Below are 26,456 nucleotides of genomic sequence, written 5' to 3' on the forward strand. Positions count from 1 at the left end.
AAATATCGTATTAAATCGTTATAACTCTGGGTATTTGGAGTCGTCATATGTCTTTAAAACGAGTGCCGTTACATCAAAAAACTCATGCCAATTTAAACGTAAAAATCGACCGGTCCTATGCTCACGTGAGAGGGCAGCATCTGATACCAGTGGTGATTCACGAATTTGCTCAAGTGTGCATTGAGTACCCTATTGTATTTGTTAAAAATGAACAGAATGGTCGCTTTCGGGCAGTCGCCATGACCGGTGTAGTTCCGGGGGAAAACCTCTATGTGGGTGAGGAGTGGAGGGCGCCTTATATACCCGCGAGTGTGACTCATTTTCCATTGTCACTGATTCCCGACGCGCAAAATAAAGATCAAGTGTTGGTCGCTATTATTGAAGGCAGTGATCTGTTATCCCGCGAGTTGGGAGAGGCATTGTTCGATGAGCGAGGCAATAACACGCCGTATCTTGAACAGCGCAAGAAAAAAATGATTCAGTATCTAGAGTCAGAGCAAGTCACGTTTTCATTTTTGCAAATGTTGGCCGATTTGAATGTGCTTGCGCATCGTTCATTAACGCTAAATATCGAAGGCAACCCATTGAAACTGGAAGGAGTTTATATGGTCGATGAGAGCAAGTTAAACGAGCTGGACGACAGCAAGTTCATAGACTTGCGCAAGCGAGGATTATTAACGCCTATCTATTCGCATTTGTGCTCTTTGGCACAAGTAAACCGTTTGACGCTGATGAAAGCGAAGCGCTAAAGAGGTCCGTATGTCAGCGGTGCAAAAAATTGTGATTTTAGGGGGCGGCACAGCAGGTTGGCTGGTAGCAAACCACATTGCGCGAAAGCGACAGTTGAATCGATCTACAGACGTCAGAGTTGCGCTTATAGAATCTCCAGGTATTCCCACAGTGGGCGTTGGAGAAGGAACTGTGCCTATGATGCGCCAGACATTAGAATACTTAGGCATTCGAGAAACCGACTTTATTCGACAATGCGACGCAACTTTTAAGCAAAGCGTTAAATTCATTGACTGGTTTGCCCCCTCTGACGCACAAGCAGCTTATTATTATCACCCTTTTGATTACCCTAACCCTACTGGTTTTGATGCAACGCCCTATTGGTTGATGGATTCTGTCCATTCATTTGCCCATACAGTGGGCGTGCAAGCGAGTTTATGTGATGCTGGTTTGGGCCCCAAATTACTCACCCATCCTGAATTTTCTGGGCCAGTCTCATATGCCTATCATCTTGACGCTGCTAAATTTTCTCAATTGCTATGTGAGCATGCTGTAAGTATGGGAGTTGAGCATATTCAAAGTCATGTGCAGGCTGTCACACGCTTGGCATCGGGGGACATTGCATCCCTCGACACAGACTCTGCTGGAGTGATCGCAGGCGATTTATTTATTGATTGCTCTGGATTTCGAGCCCGCCTCATTGAGCAAGAGATGGGCGTGCAATTAGATGATAAAAATCACACTCTATTCGTTGATCATGCGCTGGCGGTTCAAGTGCCGTATGCATCTGCCGATGCAGATATCCCCTGCAGCACGTTATCAACTGCACAAAAGGCCGGTTGGATCTGGGACATTGGTTTGGAGAAACGTCGCGGGGTCGGGTATGTCTATTCCAGTGGGCATACCACACATGACACGGCAGAAATTGCATTGCGTCGCTATCTTGACGATGACAATGGCGATCTTTCGTTGCGTCGTATTCCAATGAAAATAGGCGTTCGGAGTCAAGCTTGGTGTGGCAATTGTGTTGCAATGGGATTGGCGCAAGGCTTTGTTGAACCGCTTGAAGCAACGGGCCTGTTGTTATTCGATGTAACCGCTCGAATGTTGGCTGAACAACTGCCCACCACTCGAGAATCAATGGAGCCCATTGCTTCTCGATTTAACCAACGAATTGGCCATACTTGGGATAAAGTGATCGACTTTATTAAACTTCATTATTGCATCTCAAATCGTTCAGACAGTGACTTTTGGTGCGACAACCGAGCTCTCAATACGATTCCTGATGGTTTGCAGCAAAACTTGGATCTATGGCGACATCAAATGCCGACGCGTTACGACTTTTCATCGACGATAGATATTTTTAATTTGGAGAATTATCTATACGTGTTGTATGGCATGAATTTCCCGACGCAACCTCAAACAACTCAGCGCTTTGGACAGAAGCAAGAATACACGAATACGGTGCAAAAAATCGAACAGGTTACAGCACAAATGAAAGCTCAATTGATGCCACACAGAGCACTCATAGAGCAGATCAAAAAGCATGGCTTACAACGTGTTTGACGATGTTGGCGGGTAGGCTGATTTAAGCGTACTCTTCTGAGCAGGCAGACTTGCAGCATGGTCTATCGCTTGTTGGCAGGTTTGCTCACTTCGACGGTTCACCTCTGCAAAATAATGTTGATATTCGCCCTTTGTGATGGGGCGCATGAGTGCTGGAAAATGTTGCATTCCATATAACACATAGCGGTAGTTCTCATCGGTAAAGATGTTATACCTTGAGGTAAAAGACGTCCGCAAAAAAGCCAGCAATAATGCTGGCTTCTATATTATTTAAACGATTGAAGAGTGACGTTTAGTCGCGCAACAAGTTTTGGATTTGGCCTAACGAGCAAAGGTGGATATAAATTAATCCTAAGAAACCTGATTTATTCAAATCAAGTACTTGCTCATCAGTGAGTTCTTTGAACTTTGGCTCATCAACCATGTGAATGCCTGATACTTCGTGCTTTGTACCGTCTTTACGAGTGATCGTAAGGTTAGATGCGTGAAGCAACTCTAGTTCAACCAATTTGTCGATGAACTGTTGAGTCACACCATCTTGATTGATCAGGTTTTGCATAGACTCGATGATGCCGTCGAAGTATTCGCTTCTTTCGCCATTCTCGTTAAATAAAGGTGCGCCTTCTTCTTTAGAGACGCGAGCATCATTTTCATCAATACAAATAACAGGTTTTTCGTCATTTGAGATGAAGTATGGGCCGCGAGCTAAGTTTACAGGCAGGTAAGTTGCCGTCCATTTGCCGTCTTTAACAAAGACGTTTTGCTTAGGGTTCACGCTAAACATTGCGACAACTTTGTATTGGTCTGATTCAGAATCTTTGATAAATACAATTGGGAAGCATGAAGCCGCACGAGAGAATTCGTGAATTGTGATTGGAGAAAGATGGCGCTCGGCGAATCCAGAGAAATCACCCAGAGGTTTAATTTTGATGTCACTGTGGTCTTTTGCAGTGATCGGTGCAATTTTTACGCTCAAAGTCTGAGTTCCTATAAAGTAGTTTGTTGTTGTGTGCCTCCGCATGCTATCAATTTTGTGTGAAAGTTCTAGTGGGATTATCGCAAAACTGTGAGGCATTGACCGGTAACAAGGCCGATTCGGCTCATTTTTACGTGAGAATTAGTTTTTAGGGTGAAAAAATCACTGTGGATTGCTTGGGGTTTATACGGTTTGTTCGCAAATGCGACTTTTCATTGTTTAAAAAGCTAGGCACCTGCCTAGCTTTTCCGATTGAGATGATGTGTTAAATTAGCTGCGACGTAAACGGCGAACCAAACCTGCTACACCTAATAGACTCAAGCCCATCATTCCCACCAGTGGCCATACACTTGCAGTTTTTGGAAGTTCTTCAACGGCAACGACTTCAACCACTTCGTCGGAATCCACTTGTGCGAGTTCAAATCGATCAGAAGGAATCATGAAGGTGAGTTCATATCCAGAATAAAGATCACGCCAGTTTACTTTTTCTCCCGCAGCGGTAATTGTGACAGGGTTTTGTAGGCGGAATGTTTTAATGATGCGATCACCGTCATTTTCGTGAATACGAAGGCGAACACGATTCCCAGTAATGCCTTCATATTGAGCTTTCATTTTGACGTACGGCTTGCCGTCTTGCTCAACGACTTCCAAACATGCTTGAGATGCTTCTGGATAAGCTGCTAATACATCCGGGTGCCATTCTACATCGGCACACTCAAGCGCTTGTGCGCCAGCAGTCATCGACATAGCGCAAACTGCAGCAGCGATTAATTTTAAGGGGTTACGTTCCATTTTGCTTTCCTTTTGCTAATTCAGTGATTCACCAATTTGGCTTTCACTATATATCGTTGTGGGGCGCTCCCTACGTAATAGAAGGGGTAGCAGGTAATTAGGGTCAACGTTGGGGTCGCGGATTCATTGAGGATTTGAGTGTCGCCGGGGTCCACAATGATAATGTCCTGTACCGAGTATATTTCTGTTGTACCATCGTCATTACGAACACGTATTTGTTGATTCTTTTTGATATTGGCCAGTTTGCGAAAGTAGCTGTCTCGATGAGCTGCTATCGCGAAATTGTTGAAACCTGCATTTGTCACCGCTCCGGCGCCTCGGTTGAGATTCGCATCAGAAGTGCCCAAATACACGGGAACTTTGAGCGCTAAATCGTCAATTTCAATCATGGCAATGATCGCTTCGCTGGAGCTCTTCATTGCTTCGTCATATTTTTTTTTGGCATGCGCTGACCAAAGAGACATGTCGGGGGCAGGTGGTGTTAAGTCGGTTGTTCCAGTTCCGGCGGAATCGTCGTTAGTTTGCGTATATCTAAGTTCTTGCTGAGCAGAAAACTGGCGCTCGAAGGCGTCGACTTGTTCATCTTTACCCGCATTAGCGTGTAGGTGAGCAGCCGCATAGCTCGCCAGCAGTAATGTGCTAGAAAACCAGCAGAATCGTTCCAACAGTAATAGAGATTTTTTTGAGTTCACGGATCAACGACAATGTTTGCTAAATTAGTTTAAGTTGTAGTTCAAACCTATAAAGTTGCAACAATCAATTGCTTACAAAGTTTATGAAAGGTGGCTTAGTTGATGAAGTTAAAGTGCTCAATATGCCCAGTTGATATGGGTTTTCAGGCTAGGTGAATGTGTTTAGTTTTAAACAGGTAATATTTAGATTTTTAATATTTGTGAACTTGGCAGTACTCGTACTTTCATATGTACTGCCGTTTTGGCAAACGACCCGGTTTTACTTTTGGCAGGAACAAAGCAGCTTGTTCGCAGTGGTGGGAGTATTGTTCGAGCAACGAGAGTTTGTGCTCATGTCGATTATCGTTGTGTTCACAATGGTATTCCCAGTCTCTAAGCTGGGCGCTCTGTTGTGGCACACATACGCCAAGCGTCGGCGGCCTAAATTACTGGTAGCACTTGAGTTGTTAGGGCGTTTTAGCATGTTGGATGTGTTTGTTGCTGCGCTGCTTGTGGTGCTGATTAAACTCGACGCTATTATTGAATTACAGGTACAAACGGGTTTTTATCTATTTTTGGCGGCCACATTAGGAAGTTTGGTGTTGGCGATGCTGATGAGGTATACAGAGGCTTACTCGGAACCGACGCCGAGCAAGCGAACTTGAACTGTTATTTTTGATAAAAGTGATACACCACAGTGCGTTTATAGCCCTGGCCGGGTCTTAGTAATGCTGAAGGAAAATAGGGTTTGTTGGGGGCATCAGGGCAACCTTGGGCTTCTAAACAAATTCCACCAAATGGCTGAAATGGTGTGTCTAGGTATTGTCCAGAATAGATCTGCAGAGAAGGTTGGTCGGTATATAGGTCGAGATGCATCCCATTTTCTGGGTTTTTTAATTGTGCTGACAGGTGATCCAGTTGTGGACGACATAATATAAGTGCGTGATCGAAACCGCTACGCGCTTTGACAACATCATCTAAATGATCGAACACGCCTGCCAATGATTTGGCTTTCATGAAATCAAGAGATGTACCAACGACGGAGTTGTGTAAGCCTTCTGGAATGCCATCGGAATAAATGGGCAGATATTGGTTGGCACTCATCATCAATTCTAACTGTTTGATATTGGTCGCGCCTAAATTGAAGTAAGCGTGATTACATAAATTAATGATCGTCGGCTGATTAGTTGTAGCGCTAAATTCGATTTCTATTTTACTGTCTTCGCTCAAGCTGTATTTAACCTGCACGTTCAATGTGCCTGGGTAGCCTTGGTCACCGTCTGGCGACTGCAGTAGAAAGGTGAGCTCAGTGGCTGAGCGTTGTTCTACTTGCCATACTTTTGTATGAAAGCCTCCTGGACCGCCATGCAAACTGTTGTGGCCGTCATTCAGTGGCAATTGAAATTCTTCGCCATCGATTTCAAAACGTCCTTCACAGATACGGTTGGCAAATCTGCCTGCTGTTGTGCCGATAAAAAAGGGGTCTTTTTCGTAGTCGCTGATGTTGTCGTAACTTAGTGCCAAATTGGTGAGTTGGCCGTCAATAGGAAATCGTATGGCTCCTACTCGTGCACCGAGAGGGATCAGTTCAACCTCTACTCCAGCTTTGTTTTTTAGGCAGTAAAATGACGAATTTGAAGAGGGCGCATCAGACATGTGTGGCATTAGAATGGATCAGCAAGTGAAAGTGGCTGCTATTATACCGCCTAAACATAGGCTTATGAAAGTGATGCGTTGCTGGATGATTCACGTTTGACCAGTGTCGGTAGGTATTTATTGGTGCTGTGGAGCTCGCTCGGATGCCCCCCGACAAGACTTAGTGCAAGCTCTGCGGCGTTAATTGCCATGCGTTCGATTGGATAGCGCATAGTCGATAACTGTGGCCTGACGTAGCGGCTGAGTAACACATCATCGAATCCTACGACTGATACGTCTTGCGGAACTTTTAATCCAGCATCATGTAGGGCCTTAATGACTCCTGCGGCCATGCTGTCGTTGTAAGCAAAAATCCCAGTAAATGGAATGTTTTTGGCCAACAAAGCTTGAGTTGCAAGTTCGCCGCCCAATTGTCCTGGTGCGCCATATTCAATGGCCTCTTCTCGAAGAGACACACCAGCTTCCCCTAATTCTTCTTTAAACCCCTGAAGGCGCAACATCGGGTCGTCAATGCTGTAATCACTGGTGATACATGCAAGGTTAGTGTGGCCATTCACCAGCAAGTGCCTCGCGGCAAGCTTGCCGCCGGCAATGTTGTCTAGCCAAATGCAGCGCTCTGGGATGTCGGGTAAGTAACGGTTAATGAAAACCATACCGGGAGTGGCGACTGCAAGCTCGGTCAATTCATCATCTGACATGAATTTACTGTGCACTATCATGGCGTCGCAACGTCTTTGCAATAAAAGTTCTATTGCGGCTCGCTCTGTGCTGGCTTCAATGAGGCCAGTTGATAGCAGTAATTGCATGTTGTGCTGGCGAGCAACGGTATCAACGCCAGATGCAAGAGAGGCGTAAAAAGGGTCGGTTAGTTCGGGAATCACAACGCCTAAAGAGGCTTCTTTTTGCATGACTAAGGCGCGAGCATTGGCATTTGGTCGATACCCAATGTCTTGCATGATTTGGAGTACCCTAGCGCGAGTTGCATCGCCTACTTTTGGACCGTTGTTGACGACACGAGATACTGTTGCGATAGAAACACCAGCTTCTTTAGCGACGTCTTTGATGGTAGGCATGGCATTCTCATTCCGATAAATAGTAACGACTTCAGCGATTCAACATCAAGAGTCGCAATTTCCAAGGTTTTAGAATACCAATTCTTTCGTAAAAACTAAAAGTTAAGGCGACAAATGTTTGATGTTGGCGGTTTAGAAAATGCTATTTTTCTTTGGATTGAATAAAGCCATGGAGCGGCATGCTGACCGGAGATAGAGATTCAGCTGCTCCAATCATTTCATCATAGCTGCAATTGAATGTGAGCTCTGCATAATCGATGGATGCTTCGCTTAAAAGTGCTTTGACTTGATCGATGCTTCTAAAATGAAAGGGTCTTCGATCGGCACCTACAATTGTACGGGGAACGCCGTCCACCAAGAGGGAGACGATGTAGTAGCCTTCTTGAGACATCAAGGATGCGCGTTCGATCACGCTTGGAAATTCATCTGGATTAGCTATGCAATAACTCATATAAACACTCAGTATTTGCAAAGGATTTGTAAAGATTTACGGGTTTAGCATATGAAACGATCGGTCTTATAAAAAGATAAAAAGCCTCCGAGGAGGCTTTTTATCTAAACCGTGTCAACATCGGTTACTTCGACAAAAACTCAGCGCGAGTTTTGGCATTGCTTTTAAACACACCACCAAGTGCGGTTGTTTGTGTATGCGAATTTGCATCCATCACTCCGCGAGACTTTACGCAGTAGTGCACGGCATCAATCGTGACCGCAACATCTTTGGTTTCCAATAAAGTTTGCAATGCGATGAGTATTTGACGAGTGAGGCGCTCTTGAACTTGGGGGCGTTGCGCAAAGAAGCGAACGATGCGATTTATTTTGGATAAGCCAATGACCTTATTTCCTGGGATGTAAGCAACGGTGGCTGAGCCATCGATTGTCACAAAGTGATGCTCACAAGTGCTCGTCACTCCGATGCCAACGACTTTGACCATTTCGTCCACACCCATTTTGTTATCAATCTGAGTGACCTTGGGGAAATTGGCATAATCAAGACCGCTAAACACCTCATCCACATACATTTTTGCAATGCGGTGTGGCGTCTCCATCAAGCTGTCGTCGGTCAGGTCTAACCCTAATGCATCAACAACTTGCGTCATCAATTCACGAATTCGTTGATATTTCTCATCACGGTTTAAACCGTTCTCTACTAATGGGGTCTCGAGACCGCGCTCCAGCAATGCTTGTTTAACTGCAGCAGCTTCCTTTGACAGCATCTTTTATTCTCTTTTCTGTAATTGTGTATTTGCTTACGCTGATAAATGGCTTTTAGATTCACACTGAAGATATGGATTTAGCTAGATATTTCAGGCAAAACTAATAGCACAGTGTAACCTATATTATTCGCATCGAGCGATCCGAACGTTAGAACATGAAGTAAGACATAATTAAATTGAGGTGAAATAAATCAATGCAAGCAGCTATCGTGATCACAGGCGCAGCACAAAGAGTGGGTCTTGCGCTGGCCAAATCGTTTGTGAGCGAGGGCCACAAGGTGATTGTGAGTTATCGAACGCTCAGGCCTGGTATCAAAGAATTACAACAACTTGGGGTTGTATGTATTCAAGCCGACTTTGAGCAACAACAAGACATTGATGCCTTTATTGTTGCTGTGAAAAATCAATGCTGTTCGATTCGTTTATTGGTTCATAACGCAAGTGATTGGTTGGCGGAACGCTCGGATTTGGCGCCCAATATTGTGTTTCAACGAATGATGCAAATTCATGCCAATGTACCTTATCAATTGACTCAGGCATTGGCTGACTATCTCAAAGCTGATGGCGGTGGAGACGTGATCGCGATGACTGATTTTGTCGCAGGTTCGGGCAGTAAGAAACATGTTGCTTACGCGGCCAGCAAAGCTGCGCTGGAGAATATGGTGAAGTCATTTGCGAGTTTGTACTCACCCACTGTAAAAGTAAACGGAATCGCGCCAGGGTTGCTCATGTTCAACCTTGACGATGATGAAGCATACAAAGCCAAGGCGTTGAGTAAGTCTCTGCTAGGAAATGAACCTGGCGCGCAAGTCGTGATAGATTCAGTGGCGTACTTAATGAATTCAACTTACCTTACCGGGCATATTTTAGCCTTGGACGGTGGCCGAAGTTTAGCTCAAAAAAATACTTAAACTTGACATAAATTGCTGTGAATACAACGCATACAGTCTAATCTTTAATAGCTAGATTCATCACAAATTTAAAAATGCAGGCTATAGACCTGCCAAGCACACAGACGAGAGATAAACCATGAATAAAAAATTAACCCGCAGGGATTTCCTGACGTACACTGGATACGGGCTGATTGCTGTTTCTGCTCCAAGCTTAGTGTCTAAAGCCGCAGTGGCAGCGGAAGGCGAAAAAATTAAGCTTGATGACCCTATTGCAAGTGCTTTGGGCTACGTTCAAGTGACTCCAAATTCAGAACAAAATTGCGATAATTGCATGCACGCCAAAGGTGATGTTGGTGCAGACTGGCGTCCTTGTGCATTATTCCAAAATAAACTTGTTGAAAAAAATGCTTGGTGTAAAGGCTGGGTGGCTGCTGGTTAATACTAGCTTCGTTTTTGTATTGATAGCCCTTTACTCAAGAAACCAAGGGGCTATCAGCCCATGTTAAAACGACAGCCCAATGAGTAGTGCTACGAGCAATGCGTGTGGCATCATGATAGTTGGGCGCAAAGCGCTAATTGCATAACCTTGCAACAAGCCAATTGCACCTGGGCGATTACGTTGCCAATGTGTGTGCAAATTCATACCGCTACATTCTCCAGATTCTAACACCATCAGTCGATCTCCAATGCGCAGCTGAAATGTCTTCCAAATGGCATCCAACCCCCAAAAGAACAAAGCGAAAGCAACTGCGTTGATGACGTTAGTTTGAGCGAAGTAAAAACTGGTTGCGCCACTGACTATTTTTAACACCAAAGACATGCGTTCATAATCATGAAATTGCTGCTGTAAGGTTTGCCACTCCATTGCATTCAGTTGATCGCTCACGATTGTTCTTCCTTTAATTTAGCGCGTACATTCATCAGAACTTGTCCGTATTGGTTTTCTCCTCGGCGGTCTCTGCCGCAGCCCCAATAAAAGTCATAACTGCTGTTTTCGACAATTTTTTGATCATCTGTTGCCAATAGTTTTTCGGCAATATCTGGATGAGTTCGCGCCTTGATGTACACGCCTCGGGTCATGATCACTACTTGTACTGACTTCCAATCTTTGCGTTTAGGCTTGAACCATCGAGATCCAAGCTTTGCCGCTAACTCAGGTGTTTCTGATTGACGAATACGTTCTTGCTCAGCTTCGTTGTCGTATTTCATCGCTTGAAAATAGTGTTCAACAGTGGGCCAGGTTTTGCCTTCAAGCTCAAAAGGGTAAGCGGAATAAGCGCTGAGTGGTTCAGCGTGATCGGTGCGAGAAAGGTAGAGATCGAGTTCGGAGTCATCGTGAACAAAAAACATGATGTGAATTGCCTGAATATTTTTTATGAATGTACCACTGTGAGGCGGTGCCGCCAAGTCTTGCTGTTGGGATATAAAAAACGCCGCATAGGCGGCGTTTAAACAATATTTATTGCAGTTTATTGCGCTGCAGGGCCCCAAGTGGGAACCAGAGAAAATAATGCATTCACATATTCGTTTGCGACAACAATGTTTTCATCAGCAGTTGAGCGTTCGTTGATTTTCTTTTTGCCGATACCGCGCCAAATAATGTTATTGGAGCGACGATCAACAAGATCGATGAGTAATTGACCTTCGGTGTACTGTTGTACATCAATGTCATTGCCCATGCCTACACCCATTCCTCCATAACGATAGCGTCCATAGTAGCCATAATTCATTGTTGTATTGTAGCTACGGATGCGAGTCTTATCTTTCGAAGCAAGGTGGAATGACACGAGTACATCCGCTTCTTCTCGCGAAACTTGGGTTAGGCCTTTATTGGTCAGACTATCTACAATCGACTTTGTAATGCGTTGCTCAGCCAAGCTAGCACCGGGTTGGCCATTGTAGGTATCGTTATTGATTGGAACCATGTAAAACGATCGTATACTGAGAAAATCATAGTCCTCAGCATAGTCCGAATTGACGTTCGGCTTTGATGCACAACCAGCCGCTAATATAGCAATCGCTGCAATAGCAGCTGTAAGAAACTTTTTCATTCAAATACCTTTGTCCATAAACAGTCAGTTTGTAAGTTGCTTCTAGATAATTATAGTCTGTTGCGAGGCCTAAAGATCAACCACTTGGCAACAATTTTAGCCTAAGTGAGAAGTTTGTTCAGTGAAAACTCCATTAACTCATTTATATTTATTAAGTAAATGTTTTTATAAGTCGATATGATGGTTTTTTGAGCTGTTTGTGGGGTGTTTAATCGAGAGTGAATGTACAACGGTGCGCCATTCAAATGAGTTATCTTTTTTATAAACTAAATGGACAGGAGTCAATATGACTGTGACCCGAATCAACGAGTTTCAAGCTGCAGAAGGAAAGGCAGAAGAACTATTTAATTTTCTTACGTCATTGATGTCATCTATTTCGTCGTCTAAAGGGTGTTTATCGTGCGAATTGCTGCGACACACTGAATCAAGTCGTCAGTTTTTAGTGATCGAAAAGTGGCAAAGTGTTGAAGAGCATCAGGCCTCTGTGCAGAGTTTTCCAAAACAGGAAATGCAGTTAGCAATGCAGTTTTTGGGAGCAGCACCTAAAGGAAATTACTACTTCTGAGTCTAAACTTCGGGTCTCAGGTTTGCGTTAAATCCGTCCTGCTGCATCTAGCTTTACAGCAGGTTTTGGCGGGCGGTTACCCTTCTCAATTTCTTTCTAGTCCTTGTGTATTAGACGAACTGTTGTGGTGTTTTGTGTTCGTTTTGGCAATATTTTGCTTTAAAAAAATATTCCAATGCCTCTCTATAGGCTGATGTGGCGCGTTTTCAGCGGTATAAGGTAGCTGAACACATGGATTAATTGGCTTCATATTTTCTGTGTGATTTAGCTCAAGCTTTTACATTTTCAAACACGCGAGAATCGCTCCCGCAGTGAAGGTGGATTTTCATATTCGCTGACAAAAAATATAACCGCGCTTAACTATAGGGACCTCCAAACGGATGGAAAATATCAGTGTAGATTTTGGCGTACTCGATTGGGTCGCATTCTTTGGCTATTTCATACTGCTGTCGTCTATTGGCTACTTTGCAGGCAAAAGTCATTCTCGTGATAACTCTGGCGACTACTTTTTGGCAGGCCGAACCTTGCCTTGGTATGTTGTTGGTAGTTCATACATTGCAGCAAACATTTCAACCGATGCATTTATCGGAATGGTGGGTTCAGCAATGTTGTTTGGCATTGTCGTTGCTACGCCCGAGTGGAGCTCCGTCATTGCATTTACGTTCTTGATTTGGATTTTTATTCCATTCCTATTGAGCGCAAAGGTATTCACGACTCCAGAATTCTTGGAAAAACGCTTTAACCCTCAAATGCGTTTTTTCTTTGCATTAGTCACCATCATAACCAACGTGGTTGCCTTTTTGGCCGCTACCATTTATGGCTCGGCACTGCTCATTAACGGCCTCTTCGGAATAGATATTATTACCGCTATTTTGTTGATTTCTGCCATGACTGGTTTGTGGTCGATTTGGGGCGGACTTAAATCGGTTGCTTGGATGGATTTACTGACGGTTATCATCATGATTGCAGGCGGTATTAGCGTTACTGTCTTTGGTTTAATGTACTTGTCTGAAACAGGTTCGATAGTCGACGGTTTTGGCGTCATGGTTGAGCGTAACTTAGCGACCTATGGCGATTGGAAGACCGCTGTAGACTCGAACATTGGCAATTTACTTTACGGTGGAACTGACACCGACACATACAACCGCTTGTCAGTAATTCAGCCGCTAAACCATGTGACAAACCCTTGGACGCACTGGATCTTCTCGTTCTTCTTTATTGGTTTGTGGTACACGGTAATCAACCAATTCATGATTCAACGTGTATTGGGTGCCAAAAATATTTGGCACGCTCGTATGGGGATTAACCTCGCGTCAATCATCAAACTGATTTTGCCATTCTTCCTTGTACTACCAGGTCTCATTTGGTTTGCCGCTCGGCCAGACGTGATGTTGGGAACGTGGGATGAAGTAAAACCTGCGGCTGACATGACTTATATCCACATGATTAAGGAACTGATTCCGACTTTTGTGAAGGGTATTTTGTTGGCTGCTTTGTTTGGTGCTGCACAATCCACTGTGAGTGCTGTTCTGGCATCGACCTACACCATCTTTACTATCGATTTCTACAAAAACTTGATTGATAAAGAAGCTTCTGAAAAGCGTCAAGTTCATGTAGGCATGATTTCAGGCATCGTATTTTTGTTGATAGCAGTGGCGCTGGCCATCTTCATTACAGACTTGAAAATTAGTTTGTTCATCTATACGCAAGAGCTTTATACCTTCTTCGCTCCTCCGTTTTCAGCTGTGTTTTTGCTCGGAATTTTGTGGAAGCGAGTCAATGGTAAAGGCGCATTCACTGCGTGTGTTCTGGGCTTTGCTTTAGGCATTACGGTGAAGATCCTTGCTTCAAACGGCATGGTACCTGACTGGTTAGAGTCATATGCAAACCAAGGTTTATTGAACTGGGCGTTCTGTATGGTGACTTGTACGGTTGTAAGCTTGATGACTGCGGCACCTCGCCCTGATCAAGTGACAGATAACCTTACATTCAACTGGCGCAACATGAACATTTTTGAAGGTACTGGCGGTGTTTGGTACAAGAATGTGACCTTCTGGTGGGGCTTGAGCGTGTTCGGTATGTGCGCCATTGCTTTTATTTTCTCTGTAGTACTTCGTCCTTAAATTAGTGTTTATCTAGGATTAATATTTTTATGACATTTTTTAATACAAAATTAGCTAAAACACCTCCGATGGGTTGGAACAGCTGGGACTGTTTCAGCGTGACTGTGACTGAGGAAGAAGTAAAAGCGAATGCTGACTTTGTGGCTAAACACCTAAAGCAATATGGTTGGGAATACATCGTGGTCGACCTGGCGTGGTTTGCACCAGGTGCAGAGCATGATAACTACAAGAACTTCAATATTCCGCAGGTCATTGACGATTATGGTCGTTTGATTCCTGATGTGGAAAAATTCCCATCATCAGCGGGTGGCAAAGGCTTCAAGCCTTTAGCGGAATATGTACATAGCTTGGGGCTTAAGTTTGGTATTCACATTATGCGTGGTTTGCCGATGCAAGCCGCTGAAGCTAAAACGCCAGTGAAGGGCACAGACCTTACTGCGGATCAAATTTCTTACGATCGTGAACGTTGCCCTTGGTACAACAGCTTATTAACGTTGAACTTCTCACAGCCTGGCGCGCAAGAGTATTACAACTCGTGTTTAGAAATGTATGCCGAGTGGGGCGTTGATTACATCAAAGCTGATGACCTCAATGCTTGGCATGCGGTTGATAACAGCGATGGCTCGCCAACGGGTGAAGGTTCTCCGTACCGTATTGATGATATTGAAGGTTTAAGCCGCGCTATTCGTAACAGCGGCCGCGATATTGTCTTCAGTTTGTCGCCGGGTGGCCCAGAGACGACTATCGTCAACCATTTGCGCAAGAACGCAAACTTGTGGCGTATCTCAGCTGATTTCTGGGATGAGTGGGGCTCACTCAAAACTCAAATGAATCGCTGCGCGACTTGGGCCCCATTTGCGACTGAGGGTCACTGGCCTGATGCCGATATGCTGCCGATTGGTGATTTGCCACGTGGCGAATCAGGTGGTCAAAATCGTGTGAGTAACTTTAATTCGGAAGAACTTCATACCTTAATTTCTATGTGGTGCTTGTGTCGTTCACCACTCATGATGGGATGTAATCTGCCAAATACCGACGAAGAGACCATTAAAGTTCTTTCTAACGGTGATGTGATGGCGATTAACCAAGCCTCTAAAGACAATCGCCAAATCATCAAAACAGATGACATCACTGTGTGGCGCGCAACCGCGCAAGACGGCTCTGCTGAATATGTTGGCATTTTCAACATTTCTGAATCTGAACAAAGCGGCGAATTTGACGTTGCTGATTTAGAGCTTACAAATGCGGCCAATGCAGTAGAACTTTGGGGGCGTTACGAAGCAAATACATCAGACAGCAAAGTCGCTTACAGCGTGAAGCCTCATGATGTTGTTTTACTGAAAATTGAAGCGTAATTGAACACTATTAAATTCGCTTAAAAGTAGTACAGCAAGCTAGGAGTTGATGATGTACGTGAAAAAAATCTCCACCTTCGTGGGGCTCGTCGGGATGACTGGCTTGCTGCTTTTAGGGTGTAGTCATGAGCCTTCTATGAAGGCATCCAATACCGTGAATACTTACTCTAACCCGTCTGCGTCAGTTGTGGCGCAGTCGGCCATTTATAATGTTTCTGCGGACGATACCGCGTTGATCGTATACGAATCGACGCCACCGAAGGAACGACTTTGTCGCCGTCATGGTTGTGACGGTGCAGATACCGCTCGCGAACAAAAGAGGACCATGGCGTGGAGTCATTTCTCTTTTGCTGGGCATGCCACAGTCAATGTCAGCAAAAGCCAAGTTCAAGGTGAGCTCAAAGACATCATTATTCGCCCGTCTCGCGGTGAAGGTGTTGATTACGACATCATTAGTAAAAATTTAGAGCAGGCTTCAATTGTTATCGAAGTGCTCAAAACCAATGCAAAACTCTCGGTGGAATTTATTGATGACCGTTATTTAGAGTTTCGCCAAATTCCACTTGATCCATTATTGATTTTTGCTGACCAACTTGAATCCGAAGATCATGCTTCAATTCCTGACCCCGCTGCTAAAAGTACGTACCTGGTGAAGAATGGATCGGCATTCTCTCGCGAAATCGCTGCTACAAAAAAGGCCGTTTACTTTGAGCCGGGTGTCCATGAACTTGGTTATTGGGAAGTGCCTGAATCGGTCATGCAGGTTTATTTGGCAGGTGGTTCATATGTTAAGGGAGCTATTAATTCTGCGCTGGAGCACAAACGTTTCCAAAAAGGCTTTACGGTCAATGGTCGAGGCATTTTATCTGGCGAAGCATTCCCATGGCGTCCCAATAAGAAAAAGCAGGGTAAAGAAAGCTGCTTGGATGAACATGGTGATGCATTTGACTGTTGGTTTGATGGCGTGAAAATGCTGCAACTGGGTACTGACAAATTCGTATTTGAAGGCGTTACTATTGTGAATGCGCCACACTATGTAATTTCTGGATTCCGAGACGACAACATTGCTTGGAATGCACATACGCCGCAAGGTGATGATGACCCCAAAAATGACGCTCTTGGAGAAGGCTTATTCTCAGAAGAAGACAGCTACTCCGGTGTAATGAGTAACTTCAAAGTCTTGGGGAATTGGCGCTGGAATGGCGACGGAGCGGCAATTTTAACGAATACCACTATCGAAGATTGCTTTATCTCGCCATTTGATGATGCCTTCAAAACATATTCTGACGGCGGCGTGGTGAAAGATTGTGTGATTTGGCAAACCGACAATGGTGCTGTTTTTCAATTTGGTTGGTATCCCAAAAACATCGACGGTTTACTGGTCGATAATATGGACTTAATCCATGCGGAGTGGACCGGTCGGAATCAGAATTGGGGCATTTTTAACTTCGCTGATCGAGGGGGTGATCGAGGCCCCACAGATCGAGTGTTCTGGTTAGAAAACTCAGTATTTAAGAATATCTATACCGAAGGCCCAATTACGCGAGTCATTGCTTTAGAGAATGCAGTGGTGAAGCAACAAGGCTTCCGCAATTTGGTATTTGAGAATATTCAGATTGAGCATTTAGTCACAGATAAAGAAGCAAAGTCGTTGCAGAAAGAAGGTAACGGCACCCTCGATACTGTGAAAAAAGATTGGTTTGGATATCCTGTTGGAAGACCAACCAATATCCTCCATGACGCTAGCAACAAAGGCCATATCAGCGATATTACAATTCGTGGTTTAGTTGTGGATGGTCAAACAATTAATCAAACGAACGCCCAGACATTAGGTCAGTTTACACTGATTGGTGATGACAACATGGTGGTGTTCGAATAATTCAGTTTGCGGGGCATGTTCTTGATGCTTCGCTTATTTTCTTGGAGCATTTTTATGCGAGTCAACTTAACTCAAGGTATTGCACTGAGTGCAGCCTTAGTCTCTGGTTTATCATTAACAGCCTGTCAGCCATCATCGGAAACTACCGCTAGCGCTGCGCCTAAAGTAAGCGTTGAAACGGAATCAAAAGTCACCTCAACAACCGATAAGCGCCCAAACATTGTGTTCATTTTGGCGGATGATATGGGCTACGGCGATTTATCCGTGAATGGTCAGGCCAATTTTACGACGCCTAACCTTGATGAAATGGCCGCTCAAGGTATCAATTTCACAAACTTCTATGCCGGTTCTGCGGTGTGTGGTCCATCTCGCAGTGTACTTATGACAGGGCAACACGTCGGAAATACACCGATTCGAGCCAATCAAATGGCGGTGAAAAGTAAGTTCGGCTCACATAGTCGTACGTTGTTGAAAGATGAATTGACGGTGGCAAATGTATTGCAAGATGCAGGCTATCAAACGGCACTCATTGGTAAGTGGGGCTTGGGTGAAATTGATGATGAGGGACATCCGAACGATCAAGGCTTTGATTACTTTTACGGATATACCAATCACATTCACGCACACAACCATTACCCAGATTATTTATGGCGTAATAAAGAAAAAGTAGAACTTAAGAACGAAGTGATCGAAGCCGATTGCGATTATTGTGCCGGTTTTGGGCATCGAGGCGAGATCACACCGCTCGACAAACGTTTTGAATATTCAGATGACCTCATCAGAGATGAGTCGATTGCATATTTAAAGCAAGCTGCACAGAAAGACGAGCCATTTTTCTTGTTCGTATCTTTAGTTTCTCCACATGCTAACAATGAAGCGGAAACAGTTGACTGGGCGCATGGATTAGAAGTGCCGAGTACTGCTTCATTTGATCATGAAGATTGGCCAGATACCGCAAAATCCTACGCAGCGATGGTCGAGCATATTGATAACTCAGTAGGTGCGATTAAAGCCCAGATCAAAGCATTAGGTCTTGATGACAATACAATCGTCATGTTTACCGCCGACAACGGCCCACATGAAGAAGGCGGAAACGACCCATCTTTCCACAACTCAAATGGAGACAATAGAGGCTTAAAACGCTACCTATACGAAGGTGGAATTCGCATGCCAACTCTTGCTTGGGGTCCTGGTTTGGTGCCCGAAGGCATTGTATCAGAGCATATTGGCTACTTTGGTGACTTTATGGCAACCGCAGCAGAAGTAGCTGGCGTTGATGTTCCAGCCAATACTGATTCAGTGAGCTTTTTACCCGTGTTAAAAGGTGATGCTGAGAAGCAAAAAGAGCATGAATATCTATATTGGGAATTCTATGAGCACATTACTCAGCAAGCTGTAAGAATGGGGAAATGGAAAGCCATTCGCATTCCTATGGTGACCGGTCCCATTGCTTTGTACGATATGGAAGCGGACCGAGCAGAAAGCACAGATGTTGCAGTGCAGCACCCTGAAGTTGTTGCACGTATTGCTGAAATCATGAATGAGAATCATGTACCATCGCCACTTTGGATTTACTAACGAGCGGCTTTTAAACTTTCGTAAACAATAACAGCGACTTAGTATTTTTAAGCTCGCTGTTATTGTGTTTGATAGTGATAATGAGAAGGTTTATCGTTATTAAGTGTATGAAATAAAACGTTTTTTCTTGTTCTTGGTCAATTCCTCGACTAAACTTTGGCAAGCTTATTGTCCATTGATAGGCCTCGAGGAGGCACCATGCAAGGCAACAAAGAAGTATTACAGGCACTCAACAAGGTGCTGACGACTGAACTTACGTCTATTAACCAGTTTTTCCTACACGCTCGTATGTATAAAAACTGGGGATTTTCAGCACTGAATAGCGCTGCTTATAAAAAATCCATCAAGGATATGAAGCAAGCGGATGAGCTGATTGAACGCATTCTATTTTTGGAAGGCCTTCCGAATTTACAAAAACTTGGGCACCTCCGGATCGGAGAAGATACCGAAGAAATGCTTAGCTGCGACATGACGTTTGAACTGGAACAATTACCAGTGCTGCGTGAAGCGATTGCTTTGTGTGAAGAGCAAGCTGATTTTGTATCGCGTCAATTGCTAGAAGAAATACTCGAACATGAAGAAGAGTATGTGGATTGGATTGAAACGCAGCAGCATCAAATCCAAGCACTCGGACTTGAAAAATATCTACAAGCTCAACTGTGAGCAAGAACCTGACGGAGATTAATCATGAAAGGTAACGCCAACGTTATTGATGCTTTAAATCGTCTGCTTGCGGCTGAGTTAGCTGCGATGGACCAATACTTTATTCACTCTGAAATGTATGCAGATTGGGGTCTTACAAAGCTTTACGATCGCATCTCTCATGAGTTTGATGATGAAAAAGGGCATGCAAAGCTTCTTATCGAACGTATTTTATTCCTTGAAGGTACGCCTTGCATGACGAAGCGAGATCCCCTGCGGATTGGTAGTGCAGTGCCTGAAATGCTCGAAGCTGATTTGCAGCTTGAGTATGATGTGGCGGCAGCGCTGCGTGACACTATTGAAATGTGTGAGAAAGAACGCGACTATCAAACTCGGAACATTCTCGGAACCTTGCTTGAAGACACCGAACAAGACCATGCCTATTGGCTAGAGCAACAGCTGGGTTTGATCAAGCGCATTGGATTAGAAAACTACCAACAGTCCATGCTTTAGTCACGCGCTTAAACGCAGAAAACGCGCCGTTTGGCGCGTTTTTTTTAGATTGCTGAAAACTCAAGATTCAATTTGAACCGTGGGTTTAATTAGTTTGTAAAGTTCTCCCGCTGGCATTGGTTTGTAAAACAAGTAGCCCTGAGCCAAATCACAACCTAATGAGCGGCTGTATTCGGCTTGTTCAATTGTTTCGATTCCTTCAACTACGATCTTCATATCGAGTCGATGCCCGACGTTTACAATGGCCTCCATGATCGCTTGGTCTTTCGGATTGTGCGGAGCTTCCACCACAAAGCTGCGGTCTATTTTCAAATTTTGCACAGGGAATAATTTAAGGTAACTGAGTGAGGAGTAACCTGTTCCAAAATCATCAATTGAAATTTCCATGCCGGCATTTCGAAACAGCATGATTTTTCCGAGCATATCACTATCGGCACTGATCAAAACATTTTCCGTCAGCTCTATACCAATGTCTCTTGGGGTAAGTCCATGATCAGAAAGTGTTTGAGTGAGACCTTCGAAGAAATGACTGTGATGTACTTGTTTGCCCGACACATTGATATCAATACGAAGATCTTTAATTCCTAAACTGCGCCATTTAGCAACTTGTCGGCAAGCAGCCTTAATAACCCACTGGCCTATGCGAATGATTAAATCTGAGCGCTCAGCTACCGGTATAAACTCGCCCGGTGATGTCCACGAGTCAGGTGATGTAGGAGTCCAGCGCAGGAGCGCTTCGCAAGATACAATTTCTTCAGTATTCAGGTTAATCTGAGGTTGGTAGACCAGTGCGAATTCGTCATGTTCAAGCGACTGACGTAAACACGTAGCAATTTCGCGCTGACGCTTTAGCTGTTCATTCATGGACTGTGCAAAAAATCGATAGCGATTTCGGCCCGAATCTTTGGCTTGATACATGGCCGCATCTGCATTTTTTAACAGTTCATTCCCAGTGTCTCCGTCATCAGGGTATACCGAAATTCCGATACTGGCGGTCACATAGACTTCTTGTTCGAATAGCCTAAATGTGCGTTCGAATTCCGACATTAGCTTATCAGAAACCGATTCGATGCTTTCTCTGTCATGAAGGTTGGGTAACACGACAATGAACTCATCACCACCGAAGCGAGACAATGTATCGTATTGTCGCAAATGAATACGCAGCCGCTCTGCGACTTGTTCCAGTAATGAGTCGCCCGCATTGTGACCCATAGTGTCATTGATTTCTTTAAATAAATCGAGATCAATAAAGAGCACGGCCAGTTGATGATCAAAACGTTTGGCCTCGCTGATCCTGCGTTTGAGTTCTTCTTCTAGAAAGCGTCTATTAGGCAAGTTTGTCAACAGATCTAATGTTGCCATACGCTTCAATTCAGTAGCGGCTCTGTGTTGTGCTGTTAGATCGACATCAACACAAAACATTTCGGGGCTGTCAGTGTCTTCTCGAAGCATGACATGGCTGGAAAATACCGGCACAAGATGCCCGTTCTTGTGACGCAACTGTATCTCCGAAGCGGGGATTTCATCGCCCAGATGAATCCATTTTTTATGGGCTTCAATCACTCTCAAGCGCATTTCATCGGGAATAATTAAATCTTCGAGCCGTTGTCCTAACGCTTCATTTTTACCGTAGCCATAAATTTTGGTGCTTGCATCGTTCCAATAAATTACCTCTCGATTACGGTTATAGCCTTGTACCGCTACCGATGGTAATGATTCAATTAATTGTCTAAAGCGACGTTCATTTTCACGGTATTCTTGTTCAGCAAGCTTTCGTCTGGAGACGTCTCTTAGGGTGCCGCAAATTCTCAACACGCTGTGATTGAGCGGATTATGTTCAACGACTTTTCCTGTACCTTCACACCAAATCCAATTGCCGTCTTGGTGACGCATTCGGTATTCCAGCGAGTATGCGTCACGGCTCTCAATGCACCGATTAATGAGCTGCTGCACTAAACCATAATCATCGGGATGAATGCGTCCCATGACATCTTCAATGGTTAAATTTAATTGGCTGGCAGGTAGCCCCAAAAATGCTGCCCACCGCTGATTTATTTGATAGTTGCCATTGGTGTAATCCCAATCGTAGTAACCCAACTCTCCGCCATCAATGACGTGTTGAAGTTGTTTCGCACTGAGTCGCGATGTCGCTTCGGTTTCTTCTAAATGAGAACGGTGAATCATTTGTTGCAGCGTATAGCGTCGTATCACAACTACACAAATGGCGGTAGTGAGCAGTACAATTGCAATAAGGCCTAATTGTCTGTCGTAATACGCATTAATTTGCTCTTTGATCTGTGTACTTAAAGAAACTTCTAATTGTTCAAGTTGCTGCGACAGCTTGTTAGATAGCATTGAAAATTGAGGGTAGTCCCAATTTGCGGATTGATTACTACTGTCGTAATACTGAACGATACTTAACATCGACTCTAAGGTGATGTAACTGGTTCGAATGTCGGTTCTAATTGATTCTTTCTCAATTTGAGGTAAGTGAACCCCCCAAGCCGAACCGCCATTTAGCATGGCCTCTAAATAGTTTTTGGCCTGAAGCAAAGAACTCACCGCCTCCCCACTCGATTGGTTAGTGCGATTTGCAGCCTCCATGAGTAAATTCGCTTTAGTGACTTCTTTGTGAACTTTGGCTGTGGCTTCAACTAAATTGGAAGCGCGAACCATTGTGTCCATGCTTAAGTTTGTACTGAAATAAATTCCGGCACATAAAAGACAGCCGAAAACAATGACTATCCATTCTTTATATGATAACCAGCTGACGTTGGTCATTTCATGATTTACCGGCATTAGATTGATTCCAGACTACATAAGTTTTGCCAAAGCAAAAAATACTCGTTTTAGAGTAACGTCGTACTTTAGCTTTCATTAGGCGTACAGTTTATGTAAAGGATTTAAGCAAAGTAAACTAAATTACTAATGTTATTAGAGTATTCTATAATCTAGTCGATATTTCGTATGAAGCACGCAAAATAATGACTTTATATTGCCACGTGGTGATTTTTTGACGCTGATAAATCTTGTTTTTTACGTGAAATTATAGGGTTACTGATTTAGTGAGTATGTTTTTTACTGGAGCTGAATTAAATTTCTTTAGGGGCTTAAGTTCGTCAAACTCAGCGTAAATACTCTCATTCAGAATGCCAGGCTCAACATGAAGACCTGGCATATTCTCAACGATACAAAATTAGAGTAATACTTACCCGCCCGGAATGTACTCATCTTGAGGTATTTGAACGTCAGGGATCCATTGTTGCATCTTCTGGACGATCGCTTTTGATGAAGGCTGATTTACGATATTGCGTTGTTCATTTGGATCGGAGCGGTGATCGTACAGTTCCTCGGTGCCATCTTGGTATCGGATGTAATTCCAATGATCTCGAAGTATGCCGTGGTTGCCTTGTTGATATGTGATGACGGCTGCGTGAGGCCAAGCATCGCTATTTGTTGAAAGCAGGGGAGTCAAATCATGGCCGCTGAGTTGCTGGCCAACGGGCAGGTCAAGCAGAGATACAATCGTTGGATAAATGTCCACAAGAGATACAGGTTCCTGAACCATTTTTGCGGCTTGGCCGGGCACTTTGATAATCATCGGCGCATTAGCTCCTTGACGCCACATGGTGAATTTTTCCCAACGGTCTTTGTGTCCCAGTTGGAAGCCATGGTCACTCCATAAAACAACAATGGTATTGTCTTTGTAGTCACTATTTTCCAATGCCGTGAGCATTTTTCCTATTGCGGCGTCAGCGAATGATGTTGATGCCAAATATCCTTGCATGGCTCTGCGCCATTCATCGGGACGCGATTTTACCAGTCGAGCAAAGCCTGATGACCAGTTTGTTTGAGCGATTTGTGGAATGTCTTGCATGTCATCATCTGCAAGTTCTGGAAGCTTTATTTGCTCCAGTGGATACAAATCGAAAAATTCTTTAGGCGCAAGTTGTGGGGAGTGAGGTCTGAATATACCGCAGGCTAAAAAGAACGGCTTGTCACGTTCTTGTTGCAGCTGATCTTGGCAAAATTGAGCGGTTTTGAAATCGCCAGTTTGTTCTTTGGCTTGCTCAATGGGGCCCCAAATGCCGTGTTCTCGAATATAGTCTTTAATAGGTAGTCCATCATATTCACTTAAGCCTCCGTGCCATTTGGCCCAACCATCTTCATTCACATATTCGTGAGCCCCAGCTGTGCCTGTCTCTGTAGAGGATTGATAGGTCCATGAGCGATCGTCTGATAGCGGGGCTGCTTGCGATTTGAGGCCTCGAGAATGGTGAAATATTTTACCCGATGCAATCGTGTCGTAGCCGTGACGCTGAAGGTATTGAGGTAAGGTCACTCGGTCTTCTCCACCGGGCCTGTGTCTGAAGTTTCCGTTATTCGTATATTGCCCAGTGATTTCAGGGCGTTGGCCCGTTAAAACAGCCACGCGTGATGGGTTACAGGCAGGAACAGCGGCATAAGCATTTTGGAACATAACACCTTCGGCTGCTAGGCGGTCAATGTTGGGGGTTATTGCATCGCCTCCCCACACTCCTACATAGTTATTCAGATCGTCCACCGCAATCATAAGCACATTCATCGGCTTTTGAGAGGGCATCGATTGTTGCGAGATATCTGGTGACGATTGGCTGCAACCCAACAAGGCGCCAGCTGAGCAATAGACGGCTGAAACTAGCCATGTTTTGTAATGCATGTGGAATTCCAAAGTTAGAAGTGATCGCTTTTATATAACCTTATTTATGATGGTGATGGGTATGCGTTAACCGGCTCAATGCTAAGGGGTAATGAATCATGTGACAGTTTTCGCAGCCTGACTTCAAACTTTTTATGAGGAATGGCACTGCTACATTTATTTTATCTCACGTCATAATTTGTAACATTCTATAGTCGCCCGTACATATGTAAATTTGGCTGTTACCCTGGTAAATAACAGCCATTCGAGAGGTTATATGTTTGGTGGTGGTTTAAAATCTTATTTGGTCGCAGGTGCGAAAAGTACAAATGGTGTTAAAAAAGAATCGAGCGAAGTATTCGTCGCCTACAATGAATTTGAAGTGAAGAAACAAGCTGAACAATGTGGGTTTGTTGATTATGAGATGACTTTACTCGACAACGAAGATCCGCAGCGGAAGTTCAGTTAACCGAGAGCATTCAGCTTCATTTATACGTCGGCTGGGTAATGAACTCCCAACTGCTTTCTACTTTGATCGATGAGCCTCAATGTTGTTTCAGAGCGCTGCCATGTATTGATGGTCGATTCGTTATGACGTTTTAGAATTAGCGCTATGAAGTGGGTCAGTTCGTAACTCATGGTTGGTTTGAGAGTACCAACATCCAGCTGCACCATTTCTTCGTTGCGATGGGCAAATCGAATCGCTCTGGGTTGAGCGATAAAATCAACCTCAATGCGGCCGTTTTCCCCTAAAATCTCAGTTAAATGACTGCCGTCGTTTACCTTCGAGTAAATGATGCTAGCTTGGCAGTGCTGATATTGAAGCAGCAACTGACCACATCCATCTACTCCCGTTTCTAGTAACGTGCCTTTGGCCACAATATCATCGGGCACGCCTAGTAAATGAACGGCGCTTGCCAGCGGGTAAATGCCGATGTCCATTAGTGCGCCATTTGAAAATTCAGGGTTGAAAGCATTGGGGCGTTCGCCTTGCTTAAACTTGTCATAGCGCGAGGAGTACTGACAATACTGCGAGATGAACTGGCGAATTGGGCCTATTTGGGGCAAAAACTCTTTTATTTTCGTAAACGCAGGTGTCATTGTCGGCATCATCGCTTCCATCAGCGTAACGTTGTTTTCAGCCGCAGTAGTGGCCATCGCTTGGAACTCGATGGCGTTTGAGGCTGCGGGTTTCTCCACTAAAACATGCTTGCCAGCATTCATCAATGCGATGGCTTGAGGGGCATGAAAGCTAGTGGGCGAAGCAATATAAACAGCATCAAAATGCGGACTTTGGCACAATGCATTAAAATTTGTGTAGGTGTATTCTGCTTGGTGTTTGGCAGCGAACTCCGTGGCGGTGTGTTGGTGTCGAGAATACACGGTAGTGAGTTTAAACTGAGCGACATGCTTGGAAGCGTCTAACAGGCGCTCAGTAATAAAGTTGGTGCCAATAATAGCAAATCGAATCATGATCGAGGCCTTGTCAGTTGGATAGT

The 26,456-nt window shown here is 44.3% G+C and carries 27 protein-coding genes; 13 read left to right on the forward strand and 14 right to left on the reverse strand.

The features are described from left to right. Positions 1–47: 47 nt before the first annotated feature. Both NAF29_RS05020 and NAF29_RS05025 read left to right on the forward strand, forming a co-directional pair. Positions 48–749, forward strand: a complete 702-nt coding sequence (locus NAF29_RS05020) for a SapC family protein (protein ID WP_251260407.1) — start codon at positions 48–50, stop codon at positions 747–749. Between the two features lie 10 nt (positions 750–759). Next, complete coding sequence (locus NAF29_RS05025) at positions 760–2,295, forward strand: tryptophan halogenase family protein (RefSeq protein WP_251260408.1); 1,536 nt, start codon at positions 760–762, stop codon at positions 2,293–2,295. Here NAF29_RS05025 and NAF29_RS05030 read toward each other — a convergent pair. From NAF29_RS05030 to NAF29_RS18385, 4 genes are all read right to left on the reverse strand, one after another. Further along, complete coding sequence (locus NAF29_RS05030; protein WP_251260409.1) at positions 2,281–2,463, reverse strand: hypothetical protein; 183 nt, start codon at positions 2,461–2,463, stop codon at positions 2,281–2,283. The genes NAF29_RS05025 and NAF29_RS05030 overlap by 15 nt on opposite strands. 124 nt (positions 2,464–2,587) lie before the next feature. Further along, positions 2,588–3,271, reverse strand: a complete 684-nt coding sequence (locus NAF29_RS05035; RefSeq protein ID WP_251260410.1) for a SapC family protein — start codon at positions 3,269–3,271, stop codon at positions 2,588–2,590. A gap of 270 nt (positions 3,272–3,541) precedes the next feature. Beyond that, positions 3,542–4,063, reverse strand: a complete 522-nt coding sequence (locus tag NAF29_RS05040) for an LPXTG cell wall anchor domain-containing protein (RefSeq protein ID WP_251260411.1) — start codon at positions 4,061–4,063, stop codon at positions 3,542–3,544. 20 nt (positions 4,064–4,083) lie between these two features. Continuing rightward, positions 4,084–4,755 carry a class D sortase gene (locus NAF29_RS18385; protein ID WP_251260412.1) on the reverse strand — a complete coding sequence of 224 codons (672 nt, stop codon included), beginning with the start codon at positions 4,753–4,755 and terminating at the stop codon, positions 4,084–4,086. 200 nt (positions 4,756–4,955) lie between these two features. Here NAF29_RS18385 and NAF29_RS05050 point away from each other — a divergent pair, with 200 nt between their 5' ends. Further along, positions 4,956–5,399 carry a paraquat-inducible protein A gene (locus NAF29_RS05050; protein ID WP_251260413.1) on the forward strand — a complete coding sequence of 148 codons (444 nt, stop codon included), beginning with the start codon at positions 4,956–4,958 and terminating at the stop codon, positions 5,397–5,399. A 4-nt stretch (positions 5,400–5,403) separates the two neighbouring features. Here NAF29_RS05050 and NAF29_RS05055 read toward each other — a convergent pair whose 3' ends face one another. The 4 genes from NAF29_RS05055 to folE form a co-directional block, all read right to left on the reverse strand. Further along, the gene (locus NAF29_RS05055; RefSeq protein WP_251260414.1) at positions 5,404–6,399 is read right to left on the reverse strand and encodes an aldose epimerase family protein; all 996 of its coding nucleotides are present in this window, start codon (positions 6,397–6,399) and stop codon (positions 5,404–5,406) included. A gap of 53 nt (positions 6,400–6,452) precedes the next feature. Then, entirely contained in the window at positions 6,453–7,463 is a 1,011-nt protein-coding gene (locus NAF29_RS05060; protein ID WP_251260415.1) for a LacI family DNA-binding transcriptional regulator, read from the reverse strand. Between the two features lie 142 nt (positions 7,464–7,605). Next, positions 7,606–7,914, reverse strand: coding sequence for a DUF6482 family protein (locus tag NAF29_RS05065; RefSeq protein WP_251260416.1), 309 nt, complete (start codon positions 7,912–7,914; stop codon positions 7,606–7,608). 124 nt (positions 7,915–8,038) lie between these two features. After that, positions 8,039–8,680 (reverse strand): GTP cyclohydrolase I FolE, encoded by a 642-nt coding sequence (gene folE, locus NAF29_RS05070; RefSeq protein WP_251260417.1) that lies wholly within the window; start codon positions 8,678–8,680, stop codon positions 8,039–8,041. A gap of 194 nt (positions 8,681–8,874) precedes the next feature. Between folE and folM the strand changes: the two genes are divergently transcribed. Further along, positions 8,875–9,591, forward strand: coding sequence for a dihydromonapterin reductase (gene folM, locus NAF29_RS05075; protein WP_251260418.1), 717 nt, complete (start codon positions 8,875–8,877; stop codon positions 9,589–9,591). Positions 9,592–9,709: 118 nt separating this feature from the next. Continuing rightward, positions 9,710–10,012: a high-potential iron-sulfur protein gene (locus NAF29_RS05080; RefSeq protein ID WP_251260419.1), complete on the forward strand. Its 303-nt coding sequence runs from the start codon at positions 9,710–9,712 to the stop codon at positions 10,010–10,012. A gap of 63 nt (positions 10,013–10,075) precedes the next feature. On the opposite strand, the gene NAF29_RS05085 is transcribed toward NAF29_RS05080, so the two are convergent. The 3 genes from NAF29_RS05085 to NAF29_RS05095 all read right to left on the reverse strand — a co-directional run bounded on the left by NAF29_RS05085 (position 10,076) and on the right by NAF29_RS05095 (position 11,624). Next, a complete protein-coding gene (locus NAF29_RS05085) occupies positions 10,076–10,459 on the reverse strand; it encodes a hypothetical protein (protein ID WP_251260420.1) in 384 nt (127 codons plus the stop codon). Beyond that, positions 10,456–10,923: a riboflavin biosynthesis intermediates N-glycosidase gene (gene ybiA / locus NAF29_RS05090; protein WP_251260421.1), complete on the reverse strand. Its 468-nt coding sequence runs from the start codon at positions 10,921–10,923 to the stop codon at positions 10,456–10,458. Before ybiA ends, NAF29_RS05085 begins: the two co-directional genes overlap by 4 nt. Positions 10,924–11,042: 119 nt before the next feature. After that, positions 11,043–11,624, reverse strand: coding sequence for a DUF4136 domain-containing protein (locus NAF29_RS05095; protein WP_251260422.1), 582 nt, complete (start codon positions 11,622–11,624; stop codon positions 11,043–11,045). Positions 11,625–11,910: 286 nt separating this feature from the next. Between NAF29_RS05095 and NAF29_RS05100 the strand changes: the two genes are divergently transcribed. From NAF29_RS05100 to bfr (NAF29_RS05130), 7 genes are all read left to right on the forward strand, one after another. Next, positions 11,911–12,189, forward strand: coding sequence for a putative quinol monooxygenase (locus tag NAF29_RS05100; RefSeq protein ID WP_251260423.1), 279 nt, complete (start codon positions 11,911–11,913; stop codon positions 12,187–12,189). Between the two features lie 380 nt (positions 12,190–12,569). Next, positions 12,570–14,312 (forward strand): SLC5 family protein, encoded by a 1,743-nt coding sequence (locus NAF29_RS05105; protein ID WP_251260424.1) that lies wholly within the window; start codon positions 12,570–12,572, stop codon positions 14,310–14,312. Between the two features lie 29 nt (positions 14,313–14,341). Then, the gene (locus NAF29_RS05110; RefSeq protein ID WP_251260425.1) at positions 14,342–15,667 is read left to right on the forward strand and encodes a glycoside hydrolase family 27 protein; all 1,326 of its coding nucleotides are present in this window, start codon (positions 14,342–14,344) and stop codon (positions 15,665–15,667) included. A 49-nt stretch (positions 15,668–15,716) separates the two neighbouring features. Continuing rightward, a complete protein-coding gene (locus NAF29_RS05115) occupies positions 15,717–17,546 on the forward strand; it encodes a hypothetical protein (RefSeq protein ID WP_251260426.1) in 1,830 nt (609 codons plus the stop codon). 54 nt (positions 17,547–17,600) lie between these two features. Beyond that, positions 17,601–19,124 (forward strand): arylsulfatase, encoded by a 1,524-nt coding sequence (locus NAF29_RS05120; RefSeq protein ID WP_251260427.1) that lies wholly within the window; start codon positions 17,601–17,603, stop codon positions 19,122–19,124. 198 nt (positions 19,125–19,322) lie between these two features. Continuing rightward, complete coding sequence (gene bfr / locus NAF29_RS05125) at positions 19,323–19,787, forward strand: bacterioferritin (protein WP_251260428.1); 465 nt, start codon at positions 19,323–19,325, stop codon at positions 19,785–19,787. Positions 19,788–19,811: 24 nt separating this feature from the next. Then, entirely contained in the window at positions 19,812–20,279 is a 468-nt protein-coding gene (bfr, locus tag NAF29_RS05130; protein ID WP_251260429.1) for a bacterioferritin, read from the forward strand. A 60-nt stretch (positions 20,280–20,339) separates the two neighbouring features. Here bfr (NAF29_RS05130) and NAF29_RS05135 read toward each other — a convergent pair whose 3' ends face one another. Next, complete coding sequence (locus NAF29_RS05135; RefSeq protein WP_251260430.1) at positions 20,340–23,078, reverse strand: putative bifunctional diguanylate cyclase/phosphodiesterase; 2,739 nt, start codon at positions 23,076–23,078, stop codon at positions 20,340–20,342. A gap of 409 nt (positions 23,079–23,487) precedes the next feature. Further along, positions 23,488–24,978 carry a sulfatase gene (locus tag NAF29_RS05140; protein ID WP_251260431.1) on the reverse strand — a complete coding sequence of 497 codons (1,491 nt, stop codon included), beginning with the start codon at positions 24,976–24,978 and terminating at the stop codon, positions 23,488–23,490. A gap of 256 nt (positions 24,979–25,234) precedes the next feature. On the opposite strand from NAF29_RS05140, the gene NAF29_RS05145 reads away from it, so the two are divergent. Beyond that, positions 25,235–25,426: a hypothetical protein gene (locus NAF29_RS05145; RefSeq protein WP_251260432.1), complete on the forward strand. Its 192-nt coding sequence runs from the start codon at positions 25,235–25,237 to the stop codon at positions 25,424–25,426. A 20-nt stretch (positions 25,427–25,446) separates the two neighbouring features. Here NAF29_RS05145 and NAF29_RS05150 read toward each other — a convergent pair whose 3' ends face one another. Continuing rightward, positions 25,447–26,430 carry a Gfo/Idh/MocA family protein gene (locus tag NAF29_RS05150; RefSeq protein ID WP_251260433.1) on the reverse strand — a complete coding sequence of 328 codons (984 nt, stop codon included), beginning with the start codon at positions 26,428–26,430 and terminating at the stop codon, positions 25,447–25,449. Between the last annotated feature and the right edge of the window lie 26 nt (positions 26,431–26,456).

It is taken from the genome of Echinimonas agarilytica, from assembly GCF_023703465.1.
GTDB classification, from domain to species: Bacteria; Pseudomonadota; Gammaproteobacteria; order Enterobacterales; family Neiellaceae; genus Echinimonas; species Echinimonas agarilytica.